General features: G+C 58.6%; 16 protein-coding genes and 4 pseudogenes. 12 read left to right on the plus strand and 8 right to left on the minus strand.

Annotation, left to right across the window (positions count from 1 at the left end; all coding sequences use genetic code 11):
- Positions 1-2: 2 nt before the first annotated feature.
- Genes I6F09_RS28815 through I6F09_RS28840 form a run of 6 tightly spaced genes read right to left on the minus strand, consistent with a single transcriptional unit; the run spans position 3 to position 4,522 of the window.
- Positions 3-539, minus strand: coding sequence for a hypothetical protein (locus I6F09_RS28815; protein WP_225189607.1), 537 nt, complete (start codon positions 537-539; stop codon positions 3-5).
- The gene (sctN, locus tag I6F09_RS28820) at positions 515-1,870 is read right to left on the minus strand and encodes a type III secretion system ATPase SctN (protein ID WP_346730135.1); all 1,356 of its coding nucleotides are present in this window, start codon (positions 1,868-1,870) and stop codon (positions 515-517) included. Before sctN ends, I6F09_RS28815 begins: the two co-directional genes overlap by 25 nt.
- Complete coding sequence (sctL, locus tag I6F09_RS28825) at positions 1,867-2,490, minus strand: type III secretion system stator protein SctL (RefSeq protein ID WP_225172932.1); 624 nt, start codon at positions 2,488-2,490, stop codon at positions 1,867-1,869. Before sctL ends, sctN begins: the two co-directional genes overlap by 4 nt.
- Positions 2,487-3,107, minus strand: coding sequence for a nodulation protein NolU (locus I6F09_RS28830; protein ID WP_225189608.1), 621 nt, complete (start codon positions 3,105-3,107; stop codon positions 2,487-2,489). The genes sctL and I6F09_RS28830 overlap by 4 nt, the downstream gene beginning before the upstream one ends.
- Positions 3,108-3,128: 21 nt before the next feature.
- A complete protein-coding gene (gene sctJ, locus I6F09_RS28835) occupies positions 3,129-3,983 on the minus strand; it encodes a type III secretion inner membrane ring lipoprotein SctJ (protein ID WP_225189609.1) in 855 nt (284 codons plus the stop codon).
- 17 nt (positions 3,984-4,000) lie between these two features.
- Positions 4,001-4,522, minus strand: coding sequence for a nodulation protein NolB (locus I6F09_RS28840; RefSeq protein ID WP_225129506.1), 522 nt, complete (start codon positions 4,520-4,522; stop codon positions 4,001-4,003).
- Between the two features lie 190 nt (positions 4,523-4,712).
- Between I6F09_RS28840 and I6F09_RS28845 the strand changes: the two genes are divergently transcribed.
- The 9 genes from I6F09_RS28845 to I6F09_RS28885 all read left to right on the plus strand — a co-directional run bounded on the left by I6F09_RS28845 (position 4,713) and on the right by I6F09_RS28885 (position 14,928).
- Entirely contained in the window at positions 4,713-5,414 is a 702-nt protein-coding gene (locus tag I6F09_RS28845; RefSeq protein WP_225189610.1) for a secretin N-terminal domain-containing protein, read from the plus strand.
- 1,561 nt (positions 5,415-6,975) lie between these two features.
- Positions 6,976-8,679 (plus strand): HrpF/NolX family T3SS translocon protein, encoded by a 1,704-nt coding sequence (locus I6F09_RS28850; RefSeq protein WP_225144564.1) that lies wholly within the window; start codon positions 6,976-6,978, stop codon positions 8,677-8,679.
- A 908-nt stretch (positions 8,680-9,587) separates the two neighbouring features.
- A complete protein-coding gene (locus tag I6F09_RS28855; protein ID WP_225144504.1) occupies positions 9,588-9,881 on the plus strand; it encodes a hypothetical protein in 294 nt (97 codons plus the stop codon).
- Between the two features lie 71 nt (positions 9,882-9,952).
- Positions 9,953-10,186 carry a nodulation protein NopA gene (locus I6F09_RS28860; protein ID WP_225129511.1) on the plus strand — a complete coding sequence of 78 codons (234 nt, stop codon included), beginning with the start codon at positions 9,953-9,955 and terminating at the stop codon, positions 10,184-10,186.
- A gap of 114 nt (positions 10,187-10,300) precedes the next feature.
- Entirely contained in the window at positions 10,301-11,191 is an 891-nt protein-coding gene (locus I6F09_RS28865) for an FHA domain-containing protein (RefSeq protein ID WP_225189611.1), read from the plus strand.
- A gap of 33 nt (positions 11,192-11,224) precedes the next feature.
- Positions 11,225-11,764: a hypothetical protein gene (locus I6F09_RS28870; RefSeq protein ID WP_225129515.1), complete on the plus strand. Its 540-nt coding sequence runs from the start codon at positions 11,225-11,227 to the stop codon at positions 11,762-11,764.
- A 2-nt stretch (positions 11,765-11,766) separates the two neighbouring features.
- Positions 11,767-12,195, plus strand: coding sequence for a histidine kinase (locus I6F09_RS28875; RefSeq protein ID WP_225129517.1), 429 nt, complete (start codon positions 11,767-11,769; stop codon positions 12,193-12,195).
- A gap of 8 nt (positions 12,196-12,203) precedes the next feature.
- Complete coding sequence (sctV, locus tag I6F09_RS28880) at positions 12,204-14,321, plus strand: type III secretion system export apparatus subunit SctV (protein ID WP_225144502.1); 2,118 nt, start codon at positions 12,204-12,206, stop codon at positions 14,319-14,321.
- Positions 14,322-14,538: 217 nt separating this feature from the next.
- Positions 14,539-14,928, plus strand: coding sequence for a tetratricopeptide repeat protein (locus I6F09_RS28885; protein ID WP_225189612.1), 390 nt, complete (start codon positions 14,539-14,541; stop codon positions 14,926-14,928).
- Between the two features lie 787 nt (positions 14,929-15,715).
- Here the strand turns inward: I6F09_RS28885 and I6F09_RS28890 are convergent.
- The gene (locus I6F09_RS28890; protein ID WP_225144499.1) at positions 15,716-15,901 is read right to left on the minus strand and encodes a hypothetical protein; all 186 of its coding nucleotides are present in this window, start codon (positions 15,899-15,901) and stop codon (positions 15,716-15,718) included.
- A gap of 725 nt (positions 15,902-16,626) precedes the next feature.
- Here I6F09_RS28890 and I6F09_RS28895 point away from each other — a divergent pair.
- From I6F09_RS28895 to I6F09_RS28905, 3 pseudogenes are all read left to right on the plus strand, one after another.
- Positions 16,627-17,486: pseudogene (locus I6F09_RS28895) on the plus strand (site-specific integrase).
- Between the two features lie 6 nt (positions 17,487-17,492).
- A pseudogene (locus I6F09_RS28900) lies at positions 17,493-18,474 on the plus strand (IS91 family transposase); the annotation flags it as partial.
- A 69-nt stretch (positions 18,475-18,543) separates the two neighbouring features.
- Positions 18,544-18,713, plus strand: a pseudogene (locus tag I6F09_RS28905) (IS630 family transposase); the annotation flags it as partial.
- A 189-nt stretch (positions 18,714-18,902) separates the two neighbouring features.
- Here the strand turns inward: I6F09_RS28905 and I6F09_RS28910 are convergent.
- Positions 18,903-19,877: pseudogene (locus I6F09_RS28910) on the minus strand (IS110 family transposase).
- Between the last annotated feature and the right edge of the window lie 55 nt (positions 19,878-19,932).

Raw genomic sequence — 19,932 nt, forward strand, 5'->3', positions numbered from 1 at the left:
CATCAGTTCGAGCCACCGACCGCTTGGCTGCGCGAACCACCCTGATATCGGAGCAAAACCTCGTCGTCGGCATCGATTTCGGCTGCACACTCCGAACGCACAACGGTGGTGCGCTGGACATCGCCCTCAATCTCCTCCCATTTCTGGCTCGCCGCCGAACGCTTGGCCCATATGGTCCGCGCCTCATTCACTGACCGCTGAGCCTGCTCATGCGCGACGCGCGCCTGCTCACGCGCCTGGCGTGCCGATTCGATCTGTGCTGCCAGTCGCCCAAGGACGAGTTGACAGCGACGATCGAGCTCGGTCACGGACATCGTCTTGAGCGACGCCAGCTCCTGATAAAGTTCAGCTTCGACCTTGGCGCGACGATTCTCCGCGCCTTCAAGATTCTCAGACGCTCGCTGCAGCGCTTCGACCGCAATTCGGCGCCTGGCTTCCATGTTCGACAATTCACGAAGCGCGCTTCGCTCTCTCATGTCTTTCACCAGCCGCAATTTCGACGCTTGCACGAGATTTAGGCCGTCAGACGCGACATCCATGAAACGGTCTCCTCAAAGCTAGACGGCTCGTCCTGTCCTTGGCGCAAGAATGCGCGCAGTTCCTCGATCGAATCGATTGCCCGATCGGTCAGTGGATCGCTGCCCGACTTGTATTCACCGACCTTGATCAGGAACTCAGCCTCATTGTAGCGCGAGAGCAGATCGCGGAAGACGGATGCCGCCTTGCGATGTGGACCAGAGGCGACCGCATCCATGACACGACTTCGGCTCGACAGCACATCGATGGCGGGAAAATGCTCTCGCGAGGCCAGCGCGCGCGAAAGAATGATATGACCATCGAGAATGCCGCGCGACTCTTCGGCGATCGGATCGCCCGTGCCGTCACCTTCGACAAGCACGGTATAGAATGCCGTGATCGAGCCCCGCTCGCCCATACCGGCACGCTCCAACAGACCAGGCAGCAGCGCAAAGACGGAAGGAGGAAAGCCGCGCCGGGTAGGAGGTTCTCCTGCGGCAAGGCCGATTTCGCGCATCGCACGGCTAAAGCGCGTCAGCGAATCCATCATCAGAACGACCTGCAGCCCTTGATCACGAAAATACTCGGCGAGTGCGGTCGCCATATGAGCGCATTGCGCCCGCTCCATTGCCGATCGATCGGATGTCTCAACGACAACGATCGTGCGAGCTAGGGCATCTCCAATATGACGTTCGATGAATTCGCGTACCTCGCGTCCACGCTCTCCTATGAGCGCAACCACGGTGATATCTGCGGCCGCGCCTTTTACGATTTGCGACATCAGCGTCGACTTACCGCAACCGGCATCTCCATAGATTCCGATCCGCTGCCCTTCGCCACACGTCAGAAGTCCATCCAGCACGCGAACGCCGAGCGGAAACGGCTGCTCGATGCCACGCCGCCTCATCGGGTTGGGCGCCTTGCCGCGGAGCGGACGCGTGTGGATCGTCTTTATCGGCCCCTTGCCATCGAGTGGACGGCCGAAGCTATCGATTACGCGGCCGAGCAGGTCGGGCCCGACTGACACCTCCTGCATGCGCCCGGTCGGGAGCACTTCCGCGCGGTGGGACAAGCCTACCAGATCGCCAATGGGCGTCAGCAATACCCCGTCCGGCAGCAAACCGATGACTTCCGCTTGAAGTGACCATCCGGAAGCGTGATCCTGCAACAGGCAAAGTTCTCCAACACGGGCCCCCGGCAACACGGCATGGAGCAAGGTGCCGATCGCACGCGTGATCCGTCCCCGCACGGCACGCGTATCGACATCCTTTGCTGCGAATCTTAGAGATGCTATCGCCGCATGCACATCTCCTTCTCCGGCCGATTGATCATGGCCTGATCGTTGCGTCGTCACGGATCGCTTTCCTGAGAAGATGGATTAAGGCTGAGACGCAATGTGCGGAGCTGCGCGGCAAGTCCTAAATCGACACTGCCGAACTCACTCCACAGGACGCACTGGTCAGGCCCCACGGCCGGGTCCGGATCAATTCTGACTTTCGGCCGACTATCCGTTCCGTCGAACGCCACGAATTCACGCCTTAGTGCATCAGCATTCACAGGAGACACGTGAAGGCATACTTCTGCGCTGCCATACCTTTGCTCGATGGCGTGACGAACGGTCCTTACCAACATCTCACCCGGATCAAAGGAGCCCAACAAACCGGTCAATATCTCAATCACGAGCTGTGGCAACTCCTGTTGCAGAACGGCTTTTCGCCGGGCCACATCGGAAGCAGCTCGGGCGACCAGCTGTGCCATTTCGTCCGAGCCTGACCTAAGACCTTCGCAATGGCCGCGCTCCCGCTCCTGCTGATAGGCTCTCCTTGCCCAACTGCGAACCTGCCGCAGATATCGCTCGGCTAGCGCGAGCGTCTGCACCGCATCGTACCAGATACCAAGTTCCGCGCATGGTATCAGCGGACCAAGCGGCCGTATCCGCGGGCTATCTGGCAAGTCTGTTTCGTTGGCCGTCATGCCGCTGGCTCCTCCGTGGCCAAGTGGGCCACCACCAAAGACAGTAACTGACCCGCTGAATTGTGGTGTTCGGCTGTTGGGGATTCGGCGGTGGTCCCCACAGGTAAGCGGAAAAGAACGCGCACACGGTCAAGCTCTGATGCGTCCTTGAGCCAAGCACCAAGGCAGGCACATCCGTCATGTTCAATCTGGCTCGCGAGCTTCTGCGGATCGTCAATCGATGTGGTTGCGACGGCGATGGATGAGTGTCGGATTGCGAAAGCATGAGCTTCCGCACCAATATTTTCGATCAGAATCGCTACATCGTGCTTTGACACAAGCTTGAGCACCGAACGGGCATGCCAGATACTGCCGGCGAGCAGGGCCGCCCGACGCGGATCATGCCCGAGCAGAACGTCCCTACCCCAGTCGGTTCCGTTCGAGACCAGCTCACTGCCCACTAGCAATTCGACCAGTCTTTGCTGCAGTCTCGGAGTCTTCTGCAGCTGCAGCACTGTGGCGGCCGACAGGAGCTCATCAAGATGGCCGGCAAACCGGCCGGGATGAATCAAAGCGGCAAGCTCGCGCAGGCGATCGGGATGCGGGTTGAGTGAATGATTTGGGTCAGTGGATGCCATCGATACGGACCTGCTTGCCGCCTATTTCGAATCGGAGGACGGTTTTTTGCCGGCGGACTGGACCGCTCGCTTGCTGGCACCTCTGCCGAGATTTGTCACTTTGCGCCAGGATTGACGAAGCTGTCGCCCACGTGTGCTCAGCAGCACGTAAGATAGAATGCCCAACGCGGCGAGCGCACCTCCTGCACCGATCGCAATGTGAGTTGCGATGAATTTGGTTGGTTCGGCGGAAGCTGCCGCCGGCACAACGGAGACCTCATGCTGAGCTCGCTCAACCGGCACGAACACGACCGCCACCTTGTCGTACGATAGACCTTCGATGCTGTTGGCGACGAGCATCTTGATCTGCGGCAGCAAGGCTGAGAGCTTCGCGTTCGAGGCGTGTCGAATGAAGACCGACGCCGAGGACGGGGTTGCATCCTGTCGCAAAAGATCATTCTTCGGCAGAACGACATGAACACGGGCGGAGAGAACCCCATCGATATCGTTGATCGTGCGCGACAATTCTTCACTGAGAGCATAGACGTAGCGGGCTCGCTCCTCAACCGGAGAGGCAACGAGGCCCGCCCCCTTGAACACCTCACCAAGACTCTTGAAGGATTGGCGCGGCAAGCCATGGTCATTCAGCAGCTCGATTGAGTAGGCGAGCTGCCTTTCTTCCACCTGAATCGTGCTGGTCCCATCCTTACCGACCACACGGATGGCATCGACGCCCTTGCTCAGGAGCAGCCCAAGCATCTCGTTGGCTTCACGCTCCTGAACTTTGGTATACAGATCAGCTTTGCAACCGGCGAGGGTCAGCAAAAGCAGCAACAGGACGAGAGCATCAAGCCGCTTTCTTGCGGGCCGGCCATTACCGATCTTGTCTTTCGTCAAGACAGCCAACGGCCCGCTCAGCCCGCCGATAGAAGCTTATTCAGAGACGAACTGACAGCACCTGTCCCCTTGGAGATGAGCGAAACCTGGATGACGCCGCTGTAAACGTCCCGCAGATTCGCCAGCGCCGAGTCGAAATGATCCGCACCCTCCGGTTTTCCCACTGGATGCACCTCCACTTGCTGCACACGCAAGACCGGTTGTGCGGCCGGCCCAAGCTGCAGACTCTTGGTAGGATTAGGCTCGCCGACGAGCGTCGGCGAAACTGCACCCGACGGAAATGGTTTGCCCTGGTGGATAGCAGAAATGCTCTGAAGGACGCGATCGCCTAGCGGGCTCGCCGGCGCTACTGCGCGCTGCACTTCCGGCAGCGATGGAGCTGGCGCGTGCTCGGTCACAGAAGAGACGACACCTTGGTTCGAGGCCACCTGCGCAAGACTCTCGCCAAACTGAGTGTGCGCCGGCGAACAGCCGTTAGAGGCACACTCTACGGAGTTGGCAGGGATCGACGTAACGCCAAACAACATGGAGGAAATCATTTCTGTCACGTGGTGAGATGAGCCGTTCGTTCACACGAATGGGCCGCACCTTAGAGAAGCAAGCTGACCAAAAACTGACGAGCATCTGTCATCTAATGATCACGGTTAGCTTCCAATTTGGGACGAAGCATCGGCTTCCAAATTTTGGGACAAATTCCGGTGCTTGTTCTCAAGTGTAAAAATAGCAGGAATGCTCATCCCATCCACAAGGCTGCACATCTTGAAGAAAGTTCTCTATGCTGGTGTTTTCATTTGCTTTGGCGTCGTCGAGGCGCTCGGCGCTCCCCTGGCGCTGCCATCGACGCCTTATAGTTACACAGTTCTGGATCAGGACCTCGCGGCCGCACTGCAGGAATTCGGCAACAACCTAAATATCAGAGTCAATATCAGCACCGGGGTGAAGGGTCGGATTCGGGGGCGAATGCCGGATCTACCACCGCGAGAGTTCCTCGAAAGGCTGATTAATCTCTACAATCTTCAATGGTACTACGATGGGCTGGTGCTCTACGTATCCGATGCGCATGAGGCGCAAAGCCGCCTTTTGGTCTTGAGTCCAATCAGCTTTGATGCGTTCAAGGCGGCACTCGATGCGCTCGACATCTCCGACGAGCGTTACATCGTGAGACCCGTACCGGGAGATGGCCTCGTCTTCGCCTCTGGTCCACCCCGCTTTGTCGCGCTTGTGGAGCAAACAGTAAAAGGACTTGCGGCGGAGGCACAGGCACGGCGAAACCCGAGCGGTGCCGAAAAGCCGCCGCACGAGTCGGTTTTGATGCTGTTTCGCGGATCGTCCAGCGTGGTCATTCGCGAAGGACGACCGAATGACGCTCCTTCGCCGGAGGCACCACATCAAGACGGCGTGGTCCACACACCCGATGCAGGTAAGAAATGACTTGATGACAACAGATGGCCTCGAAGAGATGCAATGCGTCTGCTTATGCCCTCTGTCAGCTTTTCGAAAGCTACTGCTGCCATTGTCAGAGCGCGGATGTGTAGATGGCCGATGCCGCAGGGTGGCGCAATATGCCAGCAGCATCGGTGAGCGTGCTTTTCCACTTTAGCGCCTCATGCGAGCTTTTGAACAACTCCACGAAGTCCGTCATGCAAACGAGCTTCGTCGCATAAGAATGAAAGCCACTCCGCTGTCCAAAAGGAGGAACAGGATGGACTTCAACGCGCTAAGCCGGGCGGACAACAGCCCAGCGTCCCACTCCTCCTCATCGCCCGCCGGTCCAAGGGAGTTTGAGCGTGAACTAATGGCATTGCATGAAATACCCGAATACAGCCAGGACCTAATTTGGCAGGAACTCGGAGGCAGATCATCGCGTGTCGAGCCATCATTGAGCGGCGGCGAGCGGTCCAATTCCCAACAGCCGATCGCTCAACACCGCGCGGACGCCTCCGATTTCGGCAACGACCTTGTTTGGCAAGATCTTGAGCCTTGGCTCATGCGGGCCGGGTCACCTCACGCTGGACCGTCTCAAGCTGGGCCCGCGTTGCACGCAGGGGTTGCTCCGCCGGAAATTGGAGATTTCGCCATGGCGAACGGTCGTCGCGCCAAGGACGACTGGGTCTTCACTGGCCAAACAGCTACGCCCGCTCAGATCGAAATGCTAAGAAGCCGCGATCTCATACCTACCAGGGGTGTCCGGACAACAACGTTCACCATCCTGGGTGTGGTGGCGAGAAGAAGGTTTTATTCGTCTCATACCGTCGCTGGACCCTTCCCTTTGGCCTGTGGGTTCGAGCGAACACTCGCCAAGCGGCTAAGCATGATGACATGAAGAATGCCGAGTGCAGCTGAGCTTCGATCCGCTCGGGGCAATAGGGGCCGCACAATACCGTCGGACTCTTCGAGCATCTACGCAAGCGCCAACTGGTGGGGCGCAGGCGCGAGGTCGCTACGCGTGGGTGATTTCCACCATAAGATGCTGCGGAGACCTGCGACCTTGTTTCACGAATCATCGCACGTGACCATCCGCAGAGCGGCAGACTCGGCCTCTGTAATTTGAGCTAGTGGGCCCGGAGGCGAGCGATCGAGCATAACAAGCAAGGCAATTCCGATATCGAGAACCCATCACCGCCTCTCACACCATCATTGCGCGTCTCGTTGTGAAACCTCTGAGCGCCGTCAGCTTTTGGAAAGCTAATCGAACCTACCATGTGGCGTGAATATCTAGACGGCGATGTGCCTATAGATTGTAGCGGAACTGAGCGCTGGGGGCGCACTGAGCAATCGGAAGCAAGTGGTAGGAGCCATCGAAGCCCATCGACATTTCTTGCTCGTTGTTCGTCGCGATTCTCGGGCTGCGCCACATGACCGGCTTGTGGTGCGATCTCAAATCAGAGGACGTATAATGTCAGTCAACAACCTGTCACTAACCGCCAACTCGAGCTTGTCCGGGCTGGCCCCCGGACCCTCATCGGCGCGGGATCTTTCAAACTTCGAGGCGATGCTGGCTAGTTTCTCGTTGAAAGACAATGCCGATGACCGTTCGACTGCACAGGATCCGCCGGCTGCAGACTCAGCCAAGCAGCTGACGGAGGAACTCACGCAGGAGGTGCGGAACATCCTCCCGCCGGAGATCAAGGCTGCACTGGACGCATGTCAGCAGGCCCCAGAGCCATCCTCCGCGGAGTCCTCCTCCGCTGCGAGCGCCCCGAAGATTGCAGAGGCACCCGTACAAAGCTCCAGGATCACGTGGAACAGCGGCACGCTGACTGATGCCGAGCTGCAGATTGTGTCGGTGCTGAACCGACACAAAGACAAATGCCCGCTGGATTGGAAATCTCTTGGAGATTTGGCCAACGATCCCTCCACACCGCCGGATCTAAAGGCGGCGATCGAGGCTCTGCAACAGGACCCAGAGCTCTTCTATGCGATAGGCTCGCAAGGTGACGGCCGCTGCGGCGGGAAGATCAAAGCAGGTGATCTCTCCGGCTTCTCCGATCACCACCCTCAGGTTTCTGCTTTCCAGGAGCAGCGGGCAAAGAGCTATACGCAAAACTACATCCCTTCCGACGGCACCCGGAATGGCGAGCCATCGGTGATGACCCAGACCGATGCATTGCGCGAGCTCTATCGGTATTCCGACAACCTGCCTAAGAACCTGAGCCTTGCGGATTTCAAGCGGATCGTCGACGGCGAAGCTAAGACCGGCAAATGCCCGCCACAGGTCCTCGCGGCCGCTCAATACTTCCTCGACCACCCGGATGAATGGAAGCACTTGTACGGAGGCTCGATAGACAAGGTCCACAAAGAGGACTTCCTGCAGGTTGCTTCATCATCGATGAATCTCACGCAAGCCGAGCTCGATACGCTCAATACGATCAGCAAGAACCAAGACGCTTTCTTCGGGAAGGGTGATCTGACCCGGGAAAAGCTGGCGAGCATGGTGGATGACAAGAGCCTCGCGCCCGAGGTGCGAAAGGCGGCCTCCCAGCTGCTCTCCGATCCTGTGTTGTTCGGGTTGATGAACAACGCGATTACGGGCTACAAAACCCACCATAAGTTCTTCGACTTCGGCGGCGGCCATACGGTCGATTCCGGCAACATCAGCAACACCGACTTCAACCAGTTCTTCAACAACATGTCGGGTGCGAACCGCACCGTTCACCAAGTGAAGACGCATGCCGTCCGAACGCCTGCCGAGCAGGACGCGGTCGCGGACATGACGATGGGAGTGGCAGACCAGCCCGACATCAAGTCTCCCAAAAAGAACGGTGGCGCCTTCATGCACGCACTTAATGACGTGCTCAAAGTTGGCTCTAAGGTATTCGACTGGGCCGCGACAGCAGTCGGTGTACTTGGCTTCATTCCAGGCTTGGGTGAATTGGCCGATCTGGCGTCAATGGTGCTCGAAGCCGAGGCGCAAGCTGCAAATCTTCTTCACACTGCCATCAGTGGCGGCAACATAAAGCAAGCGCTGGAAGAAGCCGGGCTGAGCCTTGCGGCACAGGCGGTGGGCTGCATCGCCGGACCTGAAGTCAAATTAGCAATGCGAGAAGGCTTGGTGAAGCAGGCAATTCAAGAAGCCGCGACGGCCGGCGTCAACCTGCCGGTTTCGGTGGCCCAGTCCTACGCGGAGGATTATCTGAATAACCTGAAGGCTCGCATCGAATCCGAGCGCTTGCAAGCTGCAGGCGCTAACGCCTAGGCGGAGCGACGCTATCTTCTCAGGATCACGCTGGAAACGCTAATCGAGCTTGCGCGGCCTCCGCGCGGTTGGGCCTCTCTGCCGAGCAGTAGGTCGCGCAAGCTCTACTAGCATACTTGAGACCGCCTCCGAATCCGAGGAACTTATTTCGGCTTCTTCACTGCGTACAAACTATGTTGGCCGCACTCGATCGTTCGAATCCGACCTCAACTCCAGTCTGCCGCTGTGAAGTTCACATCGACTGCATACGCCGCCTGTCAAGACCGCGATGCATTAACACTACGCGACAGACCGGCCGCAGCCGCGGAGCCTGCCGGTTGCGCAAGGATCGAGAGCACATTCGTCCAGAGCGGGTAGAAGTCCGAAGGGCTCTTTCTCGAGTGGCGGGCTTCTGCTCGGTCTCCCTGAAAGTAAGTCGCGATTGACGGATCTGCTATGGGCCCGCCAGGACCGAGAGACCGCTCTTGGCCGCTGAATCGGCCGTCACTCTGGCTTTCCGCCTCGCTCCGACCAGGTCAAGCTCCATGCCGCTTCGCCTGACTCCAAGCAAATTGTCGAAAGAGCTCGGAGGCATCGCAAGGGACGTGAGTTCGAGATTGCAGCACGTCGGCCTCAAAACGCTTTTGTTAGTGGTGGCTTTGATATTTCGCTATTGAAGCTTTCGAAACGATGAGCAACGTGCTCACCCGATCAAGCTCCACAAACGATTGTTTGTCTTAACCATCTGATCTCCAGCTTTCGCGGGCAACTTGTTCAAATACGGTCGGCTGGTGAAGACATATAATGATGATCGACCATCGGCTCATTACATTTTCTACGACTCGTCAGCTTGTCGAAAGCTAATACTTGCATAGTGGAGGGCGGAAACTGCCTCCATTGGCACGATCGAATTGACATAGGAGAACCCGATGCGCGTTACGAGCTCTAGCGCCGCTGGGCACGTTGATGCTGACCTCCATGCGGCTGGCGGCAAAAGCGGCGGCAAAAAAGGATCTCACAAGCCTGGCGAGCGCGACGATCATGCCGGATCGCCTGATGCAAACATTCCCGTAAATGGCGGCGCGTCCATGGGCGGCAACTCGCAAGAAGCCGCTATGCAGCAAGCGTTCAGCGTCGCTTTGGGAGCCGTTGCTCTCCAATTTGCGAATAGTGCAATGAGCCATTTCGACGATGTCATGGCCGAGACAGAGGAGGATTCCTGACGTCGCATATTGCGACGTTAGGAAATAGGAGCCGCACGTCGCGGCGAAATTCGAGCACACAGGAGAATAGTATGTCTAAAAACGTTGGTGCGTCTCATACCTCGACTGCAGGTGGGGCAGCCGGCACCGCTACTGCTGCAGCCGGTTCCACGGCTGCTGAAGTTGCTGGAGAGGCGGCATTCCAACGGCAAATCGCCGCTCTGACCTTGACCAGCACAAAGGCTGCTGAGAGGGATGTTGAACTTCGCGTCGTCTCGACCGAGCTCTCGACCGTCAAGAAAGCGGCCGATGAGCGGGTGCAGTAAGGGATGAGATGGGGCGACGTCGCCGCCCCACTTTCCCCGGCTGCTTAGTCTGTGAAGTCGCACGGGCCGTACGGTTTTGCCGTACGGTTCCGTTCGCTGTTCAGGAAACCGATCGTGAATGAACCAAATTGCCCGCATTTCGAAGTGTTGTCGGGGTGTTACTCCGGGCTGACAAGTAAAGTGGGGGTCGGATCGTGTCTGATTGGCAGCAGCCTCGATGCTGACTTAATCTTCGTCGAACAAGGCCTCGAACCGCACCATCTTCGTGTCACCCCTCATTCCAATTCAATCGAGATCGAGGCCCTTGCGAGGGACGTTAGGATCGAGGGGCACGAGACTGTTTTACCGAACGAATCCATTGTTGTCCCTCTTCCTGTCGTTTTGCATGCCGGGGCGATGTCCATTCGCTGGACGATCGAGGACTACAAACAAGCTGGCTCCATCGACCGCCGGCATATATCGCTCGCCTTTCTCGCTTTGGTCCTGATCAGCTCTGCCGCGGTTGGCGCAGTCTCATCCAGTTTTGTCCAGACCGATACCACCGTGGCGTCAAGTCCGTCGTCCCCTGCTCCGGACATTGCGCCCAAGCTGGCGCTCAGCGCTCCTGATGCTCTGGCCACCGATGCAGCTGCCGAACGGTTGCAAAAGGAAGTTGACAGAGCGGGACTTGTCGGCATCAAGGTCGGCTCTGGGGCGGGCGTTGTCACCGCCGATGGCTCAGTTACGCCCGCCTCGCTCGCCACATGGCGAGACGTCCAGCAGCGGTTTGATCACAATAGCAATGGCGCTTATACGCTCGTCAATGCGGTGGCTATCAAGGATGAGAAGACGCCTCCCGCAATTGGGGTCCAAGCTGTTTGGCGCGGGAGCGACCCCTATATTGTCATTGCTGGTCAAAAGTATTTCGTCGGCGCGCTCTTGAGCAATGGATGGACCGTCTACGCGATTGAGGAAGGGCGTGTTCTGCTGAGCCGGGATGGCCGGCTTGCCACTCTACCCTATTAGCGTTTTAGGCCGCAGGTAAGGAAGCAAAGTGCCATGACTAGGCTGCCCCCCAATCCCGTCGAGCCCGCCACCTCTTTTCAGGAGCCAAACGTTGATCATCATGCATCTGCCATCACGCGGGTCAATTCTCGAGCCAAGTCCATCGGGATCGACCGGACGCGCGGCAATGATCACAAGAGCCACACCTCAATTTCTCGCCATAGTGACGTGCTGGATCGGTTGGTGGACGCCACGATCGAGAGCGCGCTCGAGCTCAGTTCGATCGATGCAGTTTCGCGCATCAATCTAGACGAGGCGCGCGCCCCGCCAGGTCAGATCGAGCCAAGCTCGGAACTCGCTTGGCTTAACGAGCCCAATCTCGCGCACAGTCTGCTCTCCTTCGTGACGCCGCGCTTACGTCATTCGCATGTTCTGCGTCCAGAGCAACACGGCCTTCTTCTGGAGCGTTTGGCTGATACGCTATCAGCCGCGCCAGAGGATTTGGTGCCACGTGAAGGGGCCGCCCTTCTCCAACTGGAGCTGCAACGTTTAATCCTGCTCCGGCAGAGTCACAACGGCTTGATCAAAGGCTAGCAATGGTCGGGCCAGACAAAGTGCAACACTTCACATCTACACAGCCGCCGATCGTTTCCGAACCCGGCGCTATCGAGCTGATCTCCGGGCCGGAGCGAGATTTGCTCTGCGTGCTTTCTTATGTCTACCTTGCGTGCGGACAGAGCGCCAAGAGCCTGGCTCTGTTGCGGCTGGTCGCTCACGAACAGTCTCAAGACATCGGCCTGCTCCGCATCCTGGCCTACGCTCTCATCTCGGAGCGTCGCGGTGACGAAGCACTGTCGGTATTGGACAGGCTTGACAAACTGGATGACGAGCCGTCTTCGTGTCCGCCCTTGATGCTGATGCGCAGCCACGCCCTGCGCCACGCTGGCCGCATGACCGAAGCGCAAGCCGCCTTCAAACGCTATGTTTTGTTGCGGGGCAGCACAGCTGCAGTCAAACAACAATAAGGCTTCTCATGGCCAACCTTCTACGAAATCTCATCACGCGCGCGCCGGCTCACCCGGATTTGATGGTCGCGTTGATGCTTCTTCTGGCGATCGGAATGATGATCATGCCGATCCCGATCGTCGTGATCGATATGCTGATCGGCTTCAATCTGGGGTTTGCCATATTGCTGTTGATGGTAGCCCTGTATCTCAACACGCCGCTCGACTTTTCGTCCCTGCCGGGCGTCATCCTGATCTCCACCGTCTTTCGTCTCGCTCTTACCGTTGCAACGACGCGACTGATCCTAGCCGAGGGCGATGCCGGCAGCATCATTCATACGTTCGGCGATTTCGTCATATCCGGCAACATCGCCGTCGGCATTGTCATATTCCTGATCGTGACCATGGTGCAGTTCATGGTTCTCGCCAAGGGCGCCGAACGGGTGGCGGAGGTATCGGCGCGCTTCACGCTCGATGCGCTGCCGGGCAAGCAGATGGCGATCGACGCGGAGCTGCGCAACGGCCATATCGATCAGCACGAAGCCCGCAGTCGGCGCGGCGCGCTGGAGCGAGAAAGCCAACTGCACGGCGCGATGGATGGCGCAATGAAATTCGTGAAGGGCGATGCCATAGCCGGACTAATAGTCATCTGCATCAACATGCTGGGTGGCATCACGATCGGATCGCTCTCCAAGGGCATGTCCCTCGAGGAGGCGATGCATCATTATACCATCCTGACGATCGGTGATGCGCTCATTTCGCAGATTCCGGCCCTGCTGCTGTCAATTACAGCCGCAACCATTGTCACTCGTGTCAACGGTCCTTCTAGACTCAATCTCGGCGCCGATATCGTCAAGCAACTTACGGCCAGCACACAAGCGCTACGCTTGGCCTCCTGTGTCTTGCTTGTGATGGGGTTCGTTCCTGGCTTCCCTTTGCCGCCCTTTGTCATACTGGCCGCGCTGTTCTCCGCCGCCAGCTTTCTCAAGGTTGGCGTGCAAGAGGGCAAGACCGCTCCCAAGGCCGGCGCCGGTCCCACCGGTTCGGCCGCCGCTTCCGCACAAGGTCAGAAGCAAACCGTGCCCGCGGAGGCACTTCCGATTACGCTGTTGCTAGCGCCGAGCCTGATGCAGGCAATCGACGTAGGGGAACTCGAGCAGTGCGTCGCACGGGTTTCGGCACTGGTTTCAGCTGATCTTGGCATCACAATTCCACGCATTCCCGCCCAAAGCGCACAGCACCTCGCCCAATCGCAATTCCGGGTGGATGTCGAAGGAGTGCCGGTGGAAGAGGGCGCCATTGACCCGACACAACTCTTACTTAACGACGACGTGGCGAACATTGAACTGAGCGGGATCCCCTTTTGGCAGGATCCAGACACGAATCGGATCTGGATCGAACAAGGCCACGCGCCCGCTCTCAAAGCTGCCGGAATAGGGCACCACCGTCCGAGCGAAATCATCGCCTTGCGCGTCCAGTCGACGTTGACACGCTATGCTCAGCGCCTGGTGGGCATTCAGGAAACGCGTCAGTTGCTTAGCCGGATGGAGCAGGAATATGCCGATCTGGTGAAGGAGGTGCTGCGCACGACACCGATCCCTCGCATCGCGGATGTGCTACGTCGCTTGCTGGACGAGGGCATCCCGATCCGGAACACCCGTTTGGTTCTGGAGGCGCTTGCAGAATGGAGCGAACGGGAGCAAAGTGCCGTATTGCTCACCGAATATGTGCGCTCCGTTCTGAAGCGGCAGATCTGTCACCGCTATGCCAACGCCCATCGTGTTGTGGCGGCCTTTATCGTCGAGCGTGAGACCGAGGATATCGTGCGAGGTGCGGTGCGCGAGACCGCTGTGGGTCCCTACCTCGTTTTGGAGGATCGGCAAAGCGAGATGCTACTTGCACAATTTCGCCAGATTCATTCGAGCATCGCGCGCAGTCAGAACCAGCCAGTTATTCTGGGCTCGATGGATATCCGCCGCTTCGTCCGCGGATTTCTCACCCGCAATGGAATAGACCTACCTGTTCTCTCGTATCAGGATCTCGCCTCGGATTTCACCGTCCAGCCGATTGGCTCCGTCAAACTTGCGCCTGGCAAGGACAAGACTCCTACAGGCGGGCATCGTGACCTCCTGCCTGCGGCCGGCTGACGAGCACAGGTGTGGGGTCGTGAGGTCGCTTATGAATTCATGTAAGATTAATGTTCTGCGGCGCTGGCGTAACTTTCGTCGCCATTCGTGCTCGGCCTTTCTCCCCATGCTTGCTATTGTGCTGCTCGCGGGTTGCGCTAACTCGCACACGTCGGGACTTTCACAGCAGCCGACGTCTACGGCAGAGCTGGTTGGGGCCAAGGAGGTCGATCCAGCTATGCGCGAGCGCATCTCACACGCCCTCGGTCGGGATGCTGACGAGAAGGCTTTGCGCGATGCGCTGAAGCAACGACCGGACAATGTCGATGCGGCAATTCCTCTTGCGCGGGGCCTGCTGATGCGTGAAAGCCCTGATGAGGCGCTTGAGGTGCTCGACAACATGTTGCTTGCAGCACCCGGCGACCTGCGCGCACTGAATGCCAAAGGTGTTGTGCTCGATCACGAGGGCCGCCATCACGAGGCGCAAACGCTATACCGCCAAGCTCTGGCAATTGACCCAGAAAATCCGATGTTGAGCAACAATCTCAAGCTGTCGCTCGCCCTTGAAGGGACGACGCAGAACGGCCCACAACTGCAAGCGGATGGCCGGCACGCACCGTACCGTTAGAGGTAGTCAACGAACAAGAGCGGATCGCAGCTGCTCGGTGCCTGTCTGTCAGCTTACCGATAGCTAGCCGATTATCAGCCGCCGTGGAGGCTCAAGACGTAAATATCCTGCGAAGCGACATCATTTCGTACAATGAAACCGACATGTAAACCAGGATCAGTAACCCAACCACACGCCAAGTGTATCCGCGACGGATGAATGAGATGACTCACGAGCAATGGCTCGTACTGAACTGATGGCCAAACGTTTCCAGGACATAGTCTCTACTAAGAATTCGGCGCTATCGAATTCTTCCTCCGGGTCGATCTTCGATGGCAACCCCGCCGTACTCGCTCATTTCCAAGCCGCCAGTGGTTGATATCTCAAAGTCTTCAGTTTGCTGCATGAGATGAAAGCACCTCGACGATAGATCTCAGCGTCACTCACCGCTGGCCAACAACCCAGGCGATATCCTCCTGGAACGTCAGCTCCGGCTCAATGGCGACGAACCGCTCGTCCTCATCCAATCGCCCAGCGAAAGCTCGCGCAGCAGCGTTTGGTTTTGCTGAGGTAAGCGACTCGATGATGGCGCTTGATCCCGCCAAGCAGGGCAACAAGTGGAACAAGAAACAAAGATGCCAAATGCGCCAGCAGGCAGCTTGTATCTTTGCCGCAGCTGAAGACAGTAGCGCCAACGCCGACATGATTTCACGACGGCTGGCTTGCGCAACCGGATCACCTGGCCACCGTTCTCCCTCGTGAACCTTACTTATTGTTCGATCGTAAATCTGCGAAGCGCCCGCTGCCGTTAACGAAAACATGCGGCCGAGGAACTAAAGTATCTCTCGAGCTCCGCGATCGCGCGTTCCTCCCATTCCACAGCTTGCACTAGTAATGAGTCCCGTTGGATTGGCCGAAATGCGGCGGACTGACGGCACAACGAAGCTATCGCGCGATAGCGGCGCACGTTTTCCATAACGGCCAGTCCGGTCATGTGTGGATCTCCTCCCCTGCTATCCCGGGCAAGAACTTGCTCGAAAACCGTTTTCGATCCGTTAGCGGTCGGAGTGGAAGGCGTGAATGGTTGGCAGAATCTTGTCGGCATGAGGGGGACCGATAATGAACGTCTTCCACAAGGCGCACATCCACCCGGCTCGGCAGTGCTCCATCCGGCGCTTCTGCACCCCGTTGTCTCAGTTTATTGGTTGGATAGCGGAATGTAGAAATAGCTAACGGCAACGAAGCACGTTTCGGCTTGCAATCTCAATCAGATGACTGTGATCTGGCCTGTCTTTCGAATCCTCAGAAGTAATGAGTAATCCGTTTATTGGTGATTTGAAGGACGAAGAGGGCCGATGCTTTGTCAGCATCCCTTTGCCTCCATCAACAGCAAACGGCACGCAACTGTGACTTCCTCCGTCTCATCGACGCTAGCGAGACTGAGCAGTTGTTTACCTCGCCGGTCGACAACCGAAATACTGCTTAGAGACAGATCCTCTTAATCTCGCAACCCTAGGCGATCTACCAGGTCGTGTAGGTAATCGCATAACCTTCCGCGGCTCAGTTTACTTGATTTAGAGCGTTAGGCCATCTGACTGAATCGTCGGGGATTGAACGAAGCCGCTGGCGCGGCATGTAGGGAGGCATAGCAAGGATTGCCTCCTGTCTGAGAGGATTGCGGGTTTTCGAAGCCCAACCCTTTAGACAGGAGGTTTTCCGATGGCTGAGATCAGCCCGCTTCGCCGCCGCATGATCGAGGACTGACGGTCCGCAATCTGTCGCCGGCGACGCAGCAATCCTACCTCAACGCCGTAGCGAAGTTGAGCCGGTATTTCGGTCGTTCTCCCGACCGCCTCGACCTGGAGGATATCCGCGCCTTCCAGGTTCATCTGGTTGCGACGGGGATGTCTTGGCCGGCGCTGAACCAGATCGTCTGCGCACTGCGGTTCTTCTACGCTGTGACGCTTGGTCATGACACCGTTCCGGAGCGCATCGCCTATGCGCGTAAACCGCGCAAACTGCCGGTCGTGCTGAGCGCCGACGAGGTCGTCCGCTTCCTGGAAGCAATCCCGAGCCTCAAGAGCCGTACCGCGTTGACCACTGTCTATGCCGCAGGCTTGCGCGTATCGGAAGTGGTCCTCTTGAAGGTTGTCGACATTGACAGCCAACGGATGTTGATCCGGGTCGAGCACGGCAAGGGCGGCAAGGACCGTTACGTAATGTTCTCGCCGCAGCTTTTGAGGATTCTGCGGACATATTGGCGGCTCACTCGGCCAAAACGATGGCTATTTCCCCGCCGCGACGACGAGCGTCCGCTCGTCCCAAATGTGCTGCACGCCGCCTGCCGCTCAGCCTGTGCTGCGGCCGGCTTGAGCAAGTCGGTGACAGTGCATACGCTTCGGCACACATTCGCGACCCATCTGCTGGAGAACGGGGCCGACGTACGCATCATCCAGGTGCTGCTCGGCCATGCCAGTCTGGCCAGCACGGCGCGCTATACCCAAGTCGCCACAAAGACCATCAGCAATACCCCAAGTCCACTTGACCGGCTCCGCCTGGAGGTCGTGCCGCCCGGCTGAGCGGACCTGATGGCTCCGGTTCTGGAAGTGGCAGATATCTTCCGCCGCTACGGCGAAGCAATTTCGGCAAGCCCGTGCCGGGCATCTGGGCCGCGTCGAGCGGCGCGTCATGGGCGCGATCACGGCATGCCGGACGGCTGTGCTTGGCGGCCACGTCGAGCAATGCGACGACTGCGGTGCCACCCGCATCGCCTACAACTCCTGTCGCAATCGGCATTGCCCGAAGTGCCAGGGCTCGGCGCGCGCGCAATGGCCTGCCGAGCGACAAGCCGAACTCCTTCCCGTGCCATACTTCCACGTCGTCTTCACCTTGCCGGCGCCGGCCAGAGAGATTGCTTTCCAGAACAAGGCGGTGGTCTATGCCATTCTGTTCCGCTGCGCGGCCGAGACGCTCACCACCATCGCGGCCGACCCCAAGCATCTCGGCGCTCAGCTCGGTGTGACCGCCGTCCTCCATACTTGGGGTCAGCCCCTGCAACACCATCCGCATATCCACTGCGTCGTACCTGGTGGTGGACCTTCACTCGACGGCACACACTGGGTCGCTTGCCGGCCCGGCTTCTTCCTACCGGTGCGCGTCCTCTCCCGGCTGTTCCGCCGCCTGTTTCTGCAAGAGCTGCAAGCTGATTTCGCGGCTGGTCAGCTGGGTTTCTTTGGCGATCTCGTCCATCTCGCCGATCCCGCCGCATTCGCCGAGCGCCTCGCCCAACTTCGACGGACCGACTGGGTCGTCTACGCCAAGCCGCCATTCGGCGGGCCCGAACAGGTGCTGGCTTGTCTCAGCCGCTATACGCATCGCGTCGCCATCGCCAACAGTCGGCTGATCTCGCTTGCCGACGACAAGGTGAGCTTTGCCTGGAAGGACTATCGGCAGAATCGTAAAGCCAAAGTGATGACCCTTAATGCCGGTGAGTTCATTCGTCGCTTTCTCCTGCACACCCTGCCGGACGGCTTCCATCGCATCCGCCACTATGGCTTCCTCGCCAATGGCGGGCGCAACGATAAAATCGTCCTCTGCCGTCAACTCCTTGCCGTCCGCAACGCTCCGACTGACCCGCGCGGAGAACGCCTGCGGGCCAGCGTCCCTCACGGCCACTGGAAAACAATAACTTGCGTAGCCGCTCTACCAACCGCGGCATCATCGCCCCCTGGGTACTCGATGGCCCGATCAACCGCGATGCCTCTGAGACCTATGTCGAAAAGGTGCTCATCCCCGAGCTTCCGCCAGACGCCCAACTGGTCCAATTCAGCCTCGCGTGCTCGAGGCGCGTATCCATGATCTGGTTTTCCCGATCCCGTCTCGTTAACCGTTGCGCCATACTCTCCGGTTGACCTTCTCACACTCTCACGGTCCCTGCCGCGGAGCTACTTCGCCGCAGCCGGAACCCGATAAGTTCCGCCTCTCGCCAACAATGCCTAGACGATGCGCGCGGTCTTGTTGGCGAGGGCGACGATCACCAGCATGGGCGGCTTGCGGGCAAGCATGCGCGCAAGCCAAGGATTTGCTGTCGAGCCTTTGCGCATTGCCCAGCGCACGGCCGCGCTCGCGCCAATGATCAGTAGTCGGCGCAGGGTTCGTTCGCCCATGCGGGATGTCTCGCCGAGCTTCTGCTTTCCGCCGGTGGAGCGCTGCAGCGGGGTGAGCCCCAGCCACGCCGCAAAGTCGCGTCCCCTCTTGAAGGCCTGCGCCGTCGGTGCCAGGGCAAAGAGCGCCGTCGCCGTGATCGGCCCGATTCCTGGGATTGTCATCAGCCGCTTCGCTTCGACATCCTCCTTGGCGCGTCGGGCGAGCTATCGGTCGAGCAGCGCCACCCTCTCGTCCAGTGATCGCAACTGCTCGGCGAGTAGCCGCAGGATCGCTCTGGCCAACTCAGGAATGTCGGTGTCATGGTCGTCGATCGCGGACATAGGTTTGGCAACATGAAAGGGGCCTTGCGCAACCACCATCCCAAATTCGGCCAGATGGCCGCGGGTCGCATTGATGGTTTGGGTGCGCTGACGCACCAGGAGGTCGCGGGCGCGAAACACAACGGCCGCCGCCTGCTGCTCTTCGCTCTTCACCGCCACGAAACGCATCGTCGGCCGCTGGACGGCTTCGCAGATCGCTTCCGCATCGGCGGCATCATTCTTCTGCCGTTTCACGAAAGGCTTTACATAGTCTGGCGCGATGAGTCGCACCGCATGCCCCAATTTTCCGATCTCGCGCGCCCAGTAATGGCTGCTGGCGCAGGCTTCCATGGCGACCGTGCAAATCGGCTGCGCGGCAAGAAATTTGAGCACCTGGTCCCGGCGCAGCTTCTTGCGGAAAAGTACGGTTCCCGATGCATCCGCGCCGTGCATCTGGAACACATTCTTCGCCAGATCCAACCCGATTATGCTAACTTCCGACATGGACGCCTCCGTTCAAGTGATGGTCAACGACACCACTTTGGCACAGCGATGGCGT

The organism is Bradyrhizobium sp. IC3195, from assembly GCF_020193585.1.
In the GTDB taxonomy this organism is placed as follows: domain Bacteria; phylum Pseudomonadota; class Alphaproteobacteria; order Rhizobiales; family Xanthobacteraceae; genus Bradyrhizobium; species Bradyrhizobium yuanmingense.

Coding starts and splice junctions, on each gene's coding strand:
- I6F09_RS28815 (WP_225189607.1), bottom strand. CDS start 539: ATGGATGTCGCGTCTGACGGCCTAAATCTCGTGCAAGCGTCGAAATTG.
- sctL (WP_225172932.1), bottom strand. CDS start 2,490: ATGACGGCCAACGAAACAGACTTGCCAGATAGCCCGCGGATACGGCCG.
- I6F09_RS28830 (WP_225189608.1), bottom strand. CDS start 3,107: ATGGCATCCACTGACCCAAATCATTCACTCAACCCGCATCCCGATCGC.
- I6F09_RS28840 (WP_225129506.1), bottom strand. CDS start 4,522: ATGATTTCCTCCATGTTGTTTGGCGTTACGTCGATCCCTGCCAACTCC.
- I6F09_RS28845 (WP_225189610.1), top strand. CDS start 4,713: ATGCTCATCCCATCCACAAGGCTGCACATCTTGAAGAAAGTTCTCTAT.
- I6F09_RS28850 (WP_225144564.1), top strand. CDS start 6,976: ATGCTGGCTAGTTTCTCGTTGAAAGACAATGCCGATGACCGTTCGACT.
- I6F09_RS28855 (WP_225144504.1), top strand. CDS start 9,588: ATGCGCGTTACGAGCTCTAGCGCCGCTGGGCACGTTGATGCTGACCTC.
- I6F09_RS28860 (WP_225129511.1), top strand. CDS start 9,953: ATGTCTAAAAACGTTGGTGCGTCTCATACCTCGACTGCAGGTGGGGCA.
- I6F09_RS28870 (WP_225129515.1), top strand. CDS start 11,225: ATGACTAGGCTGCCCCCCAATCCCGTCGAGCCCGCCACCTCTTTTCAG.
- I6F09_RS28875 (WP_225129517.1), top strand. CDS start 11,767: ATGGTCGGGCCAGACAAAGTGCAACACTTCACATCTACACAGCCGCCG.
- sctV (WP_225144502.1), top strand. CDS start 12,204: ATGGCCAACCTTCTACGAAATCTCATCACGCGCGCGCCGGCTCACCCG.
- I6F09_RS28885 (WP_225189612.1), top strand. CDS start 14,539: ATGCGCGAGCGCATCTCACACGCCCTCGGTCGGGATGCTGACGAGAAG.
- I6F09_RS28890 (WP_225144499.1), bottom strand. CDS start 15,901: ATGACCGGACTGGCCGTTATGGAAAACGTGCGCCGCTATCGCGCGATA.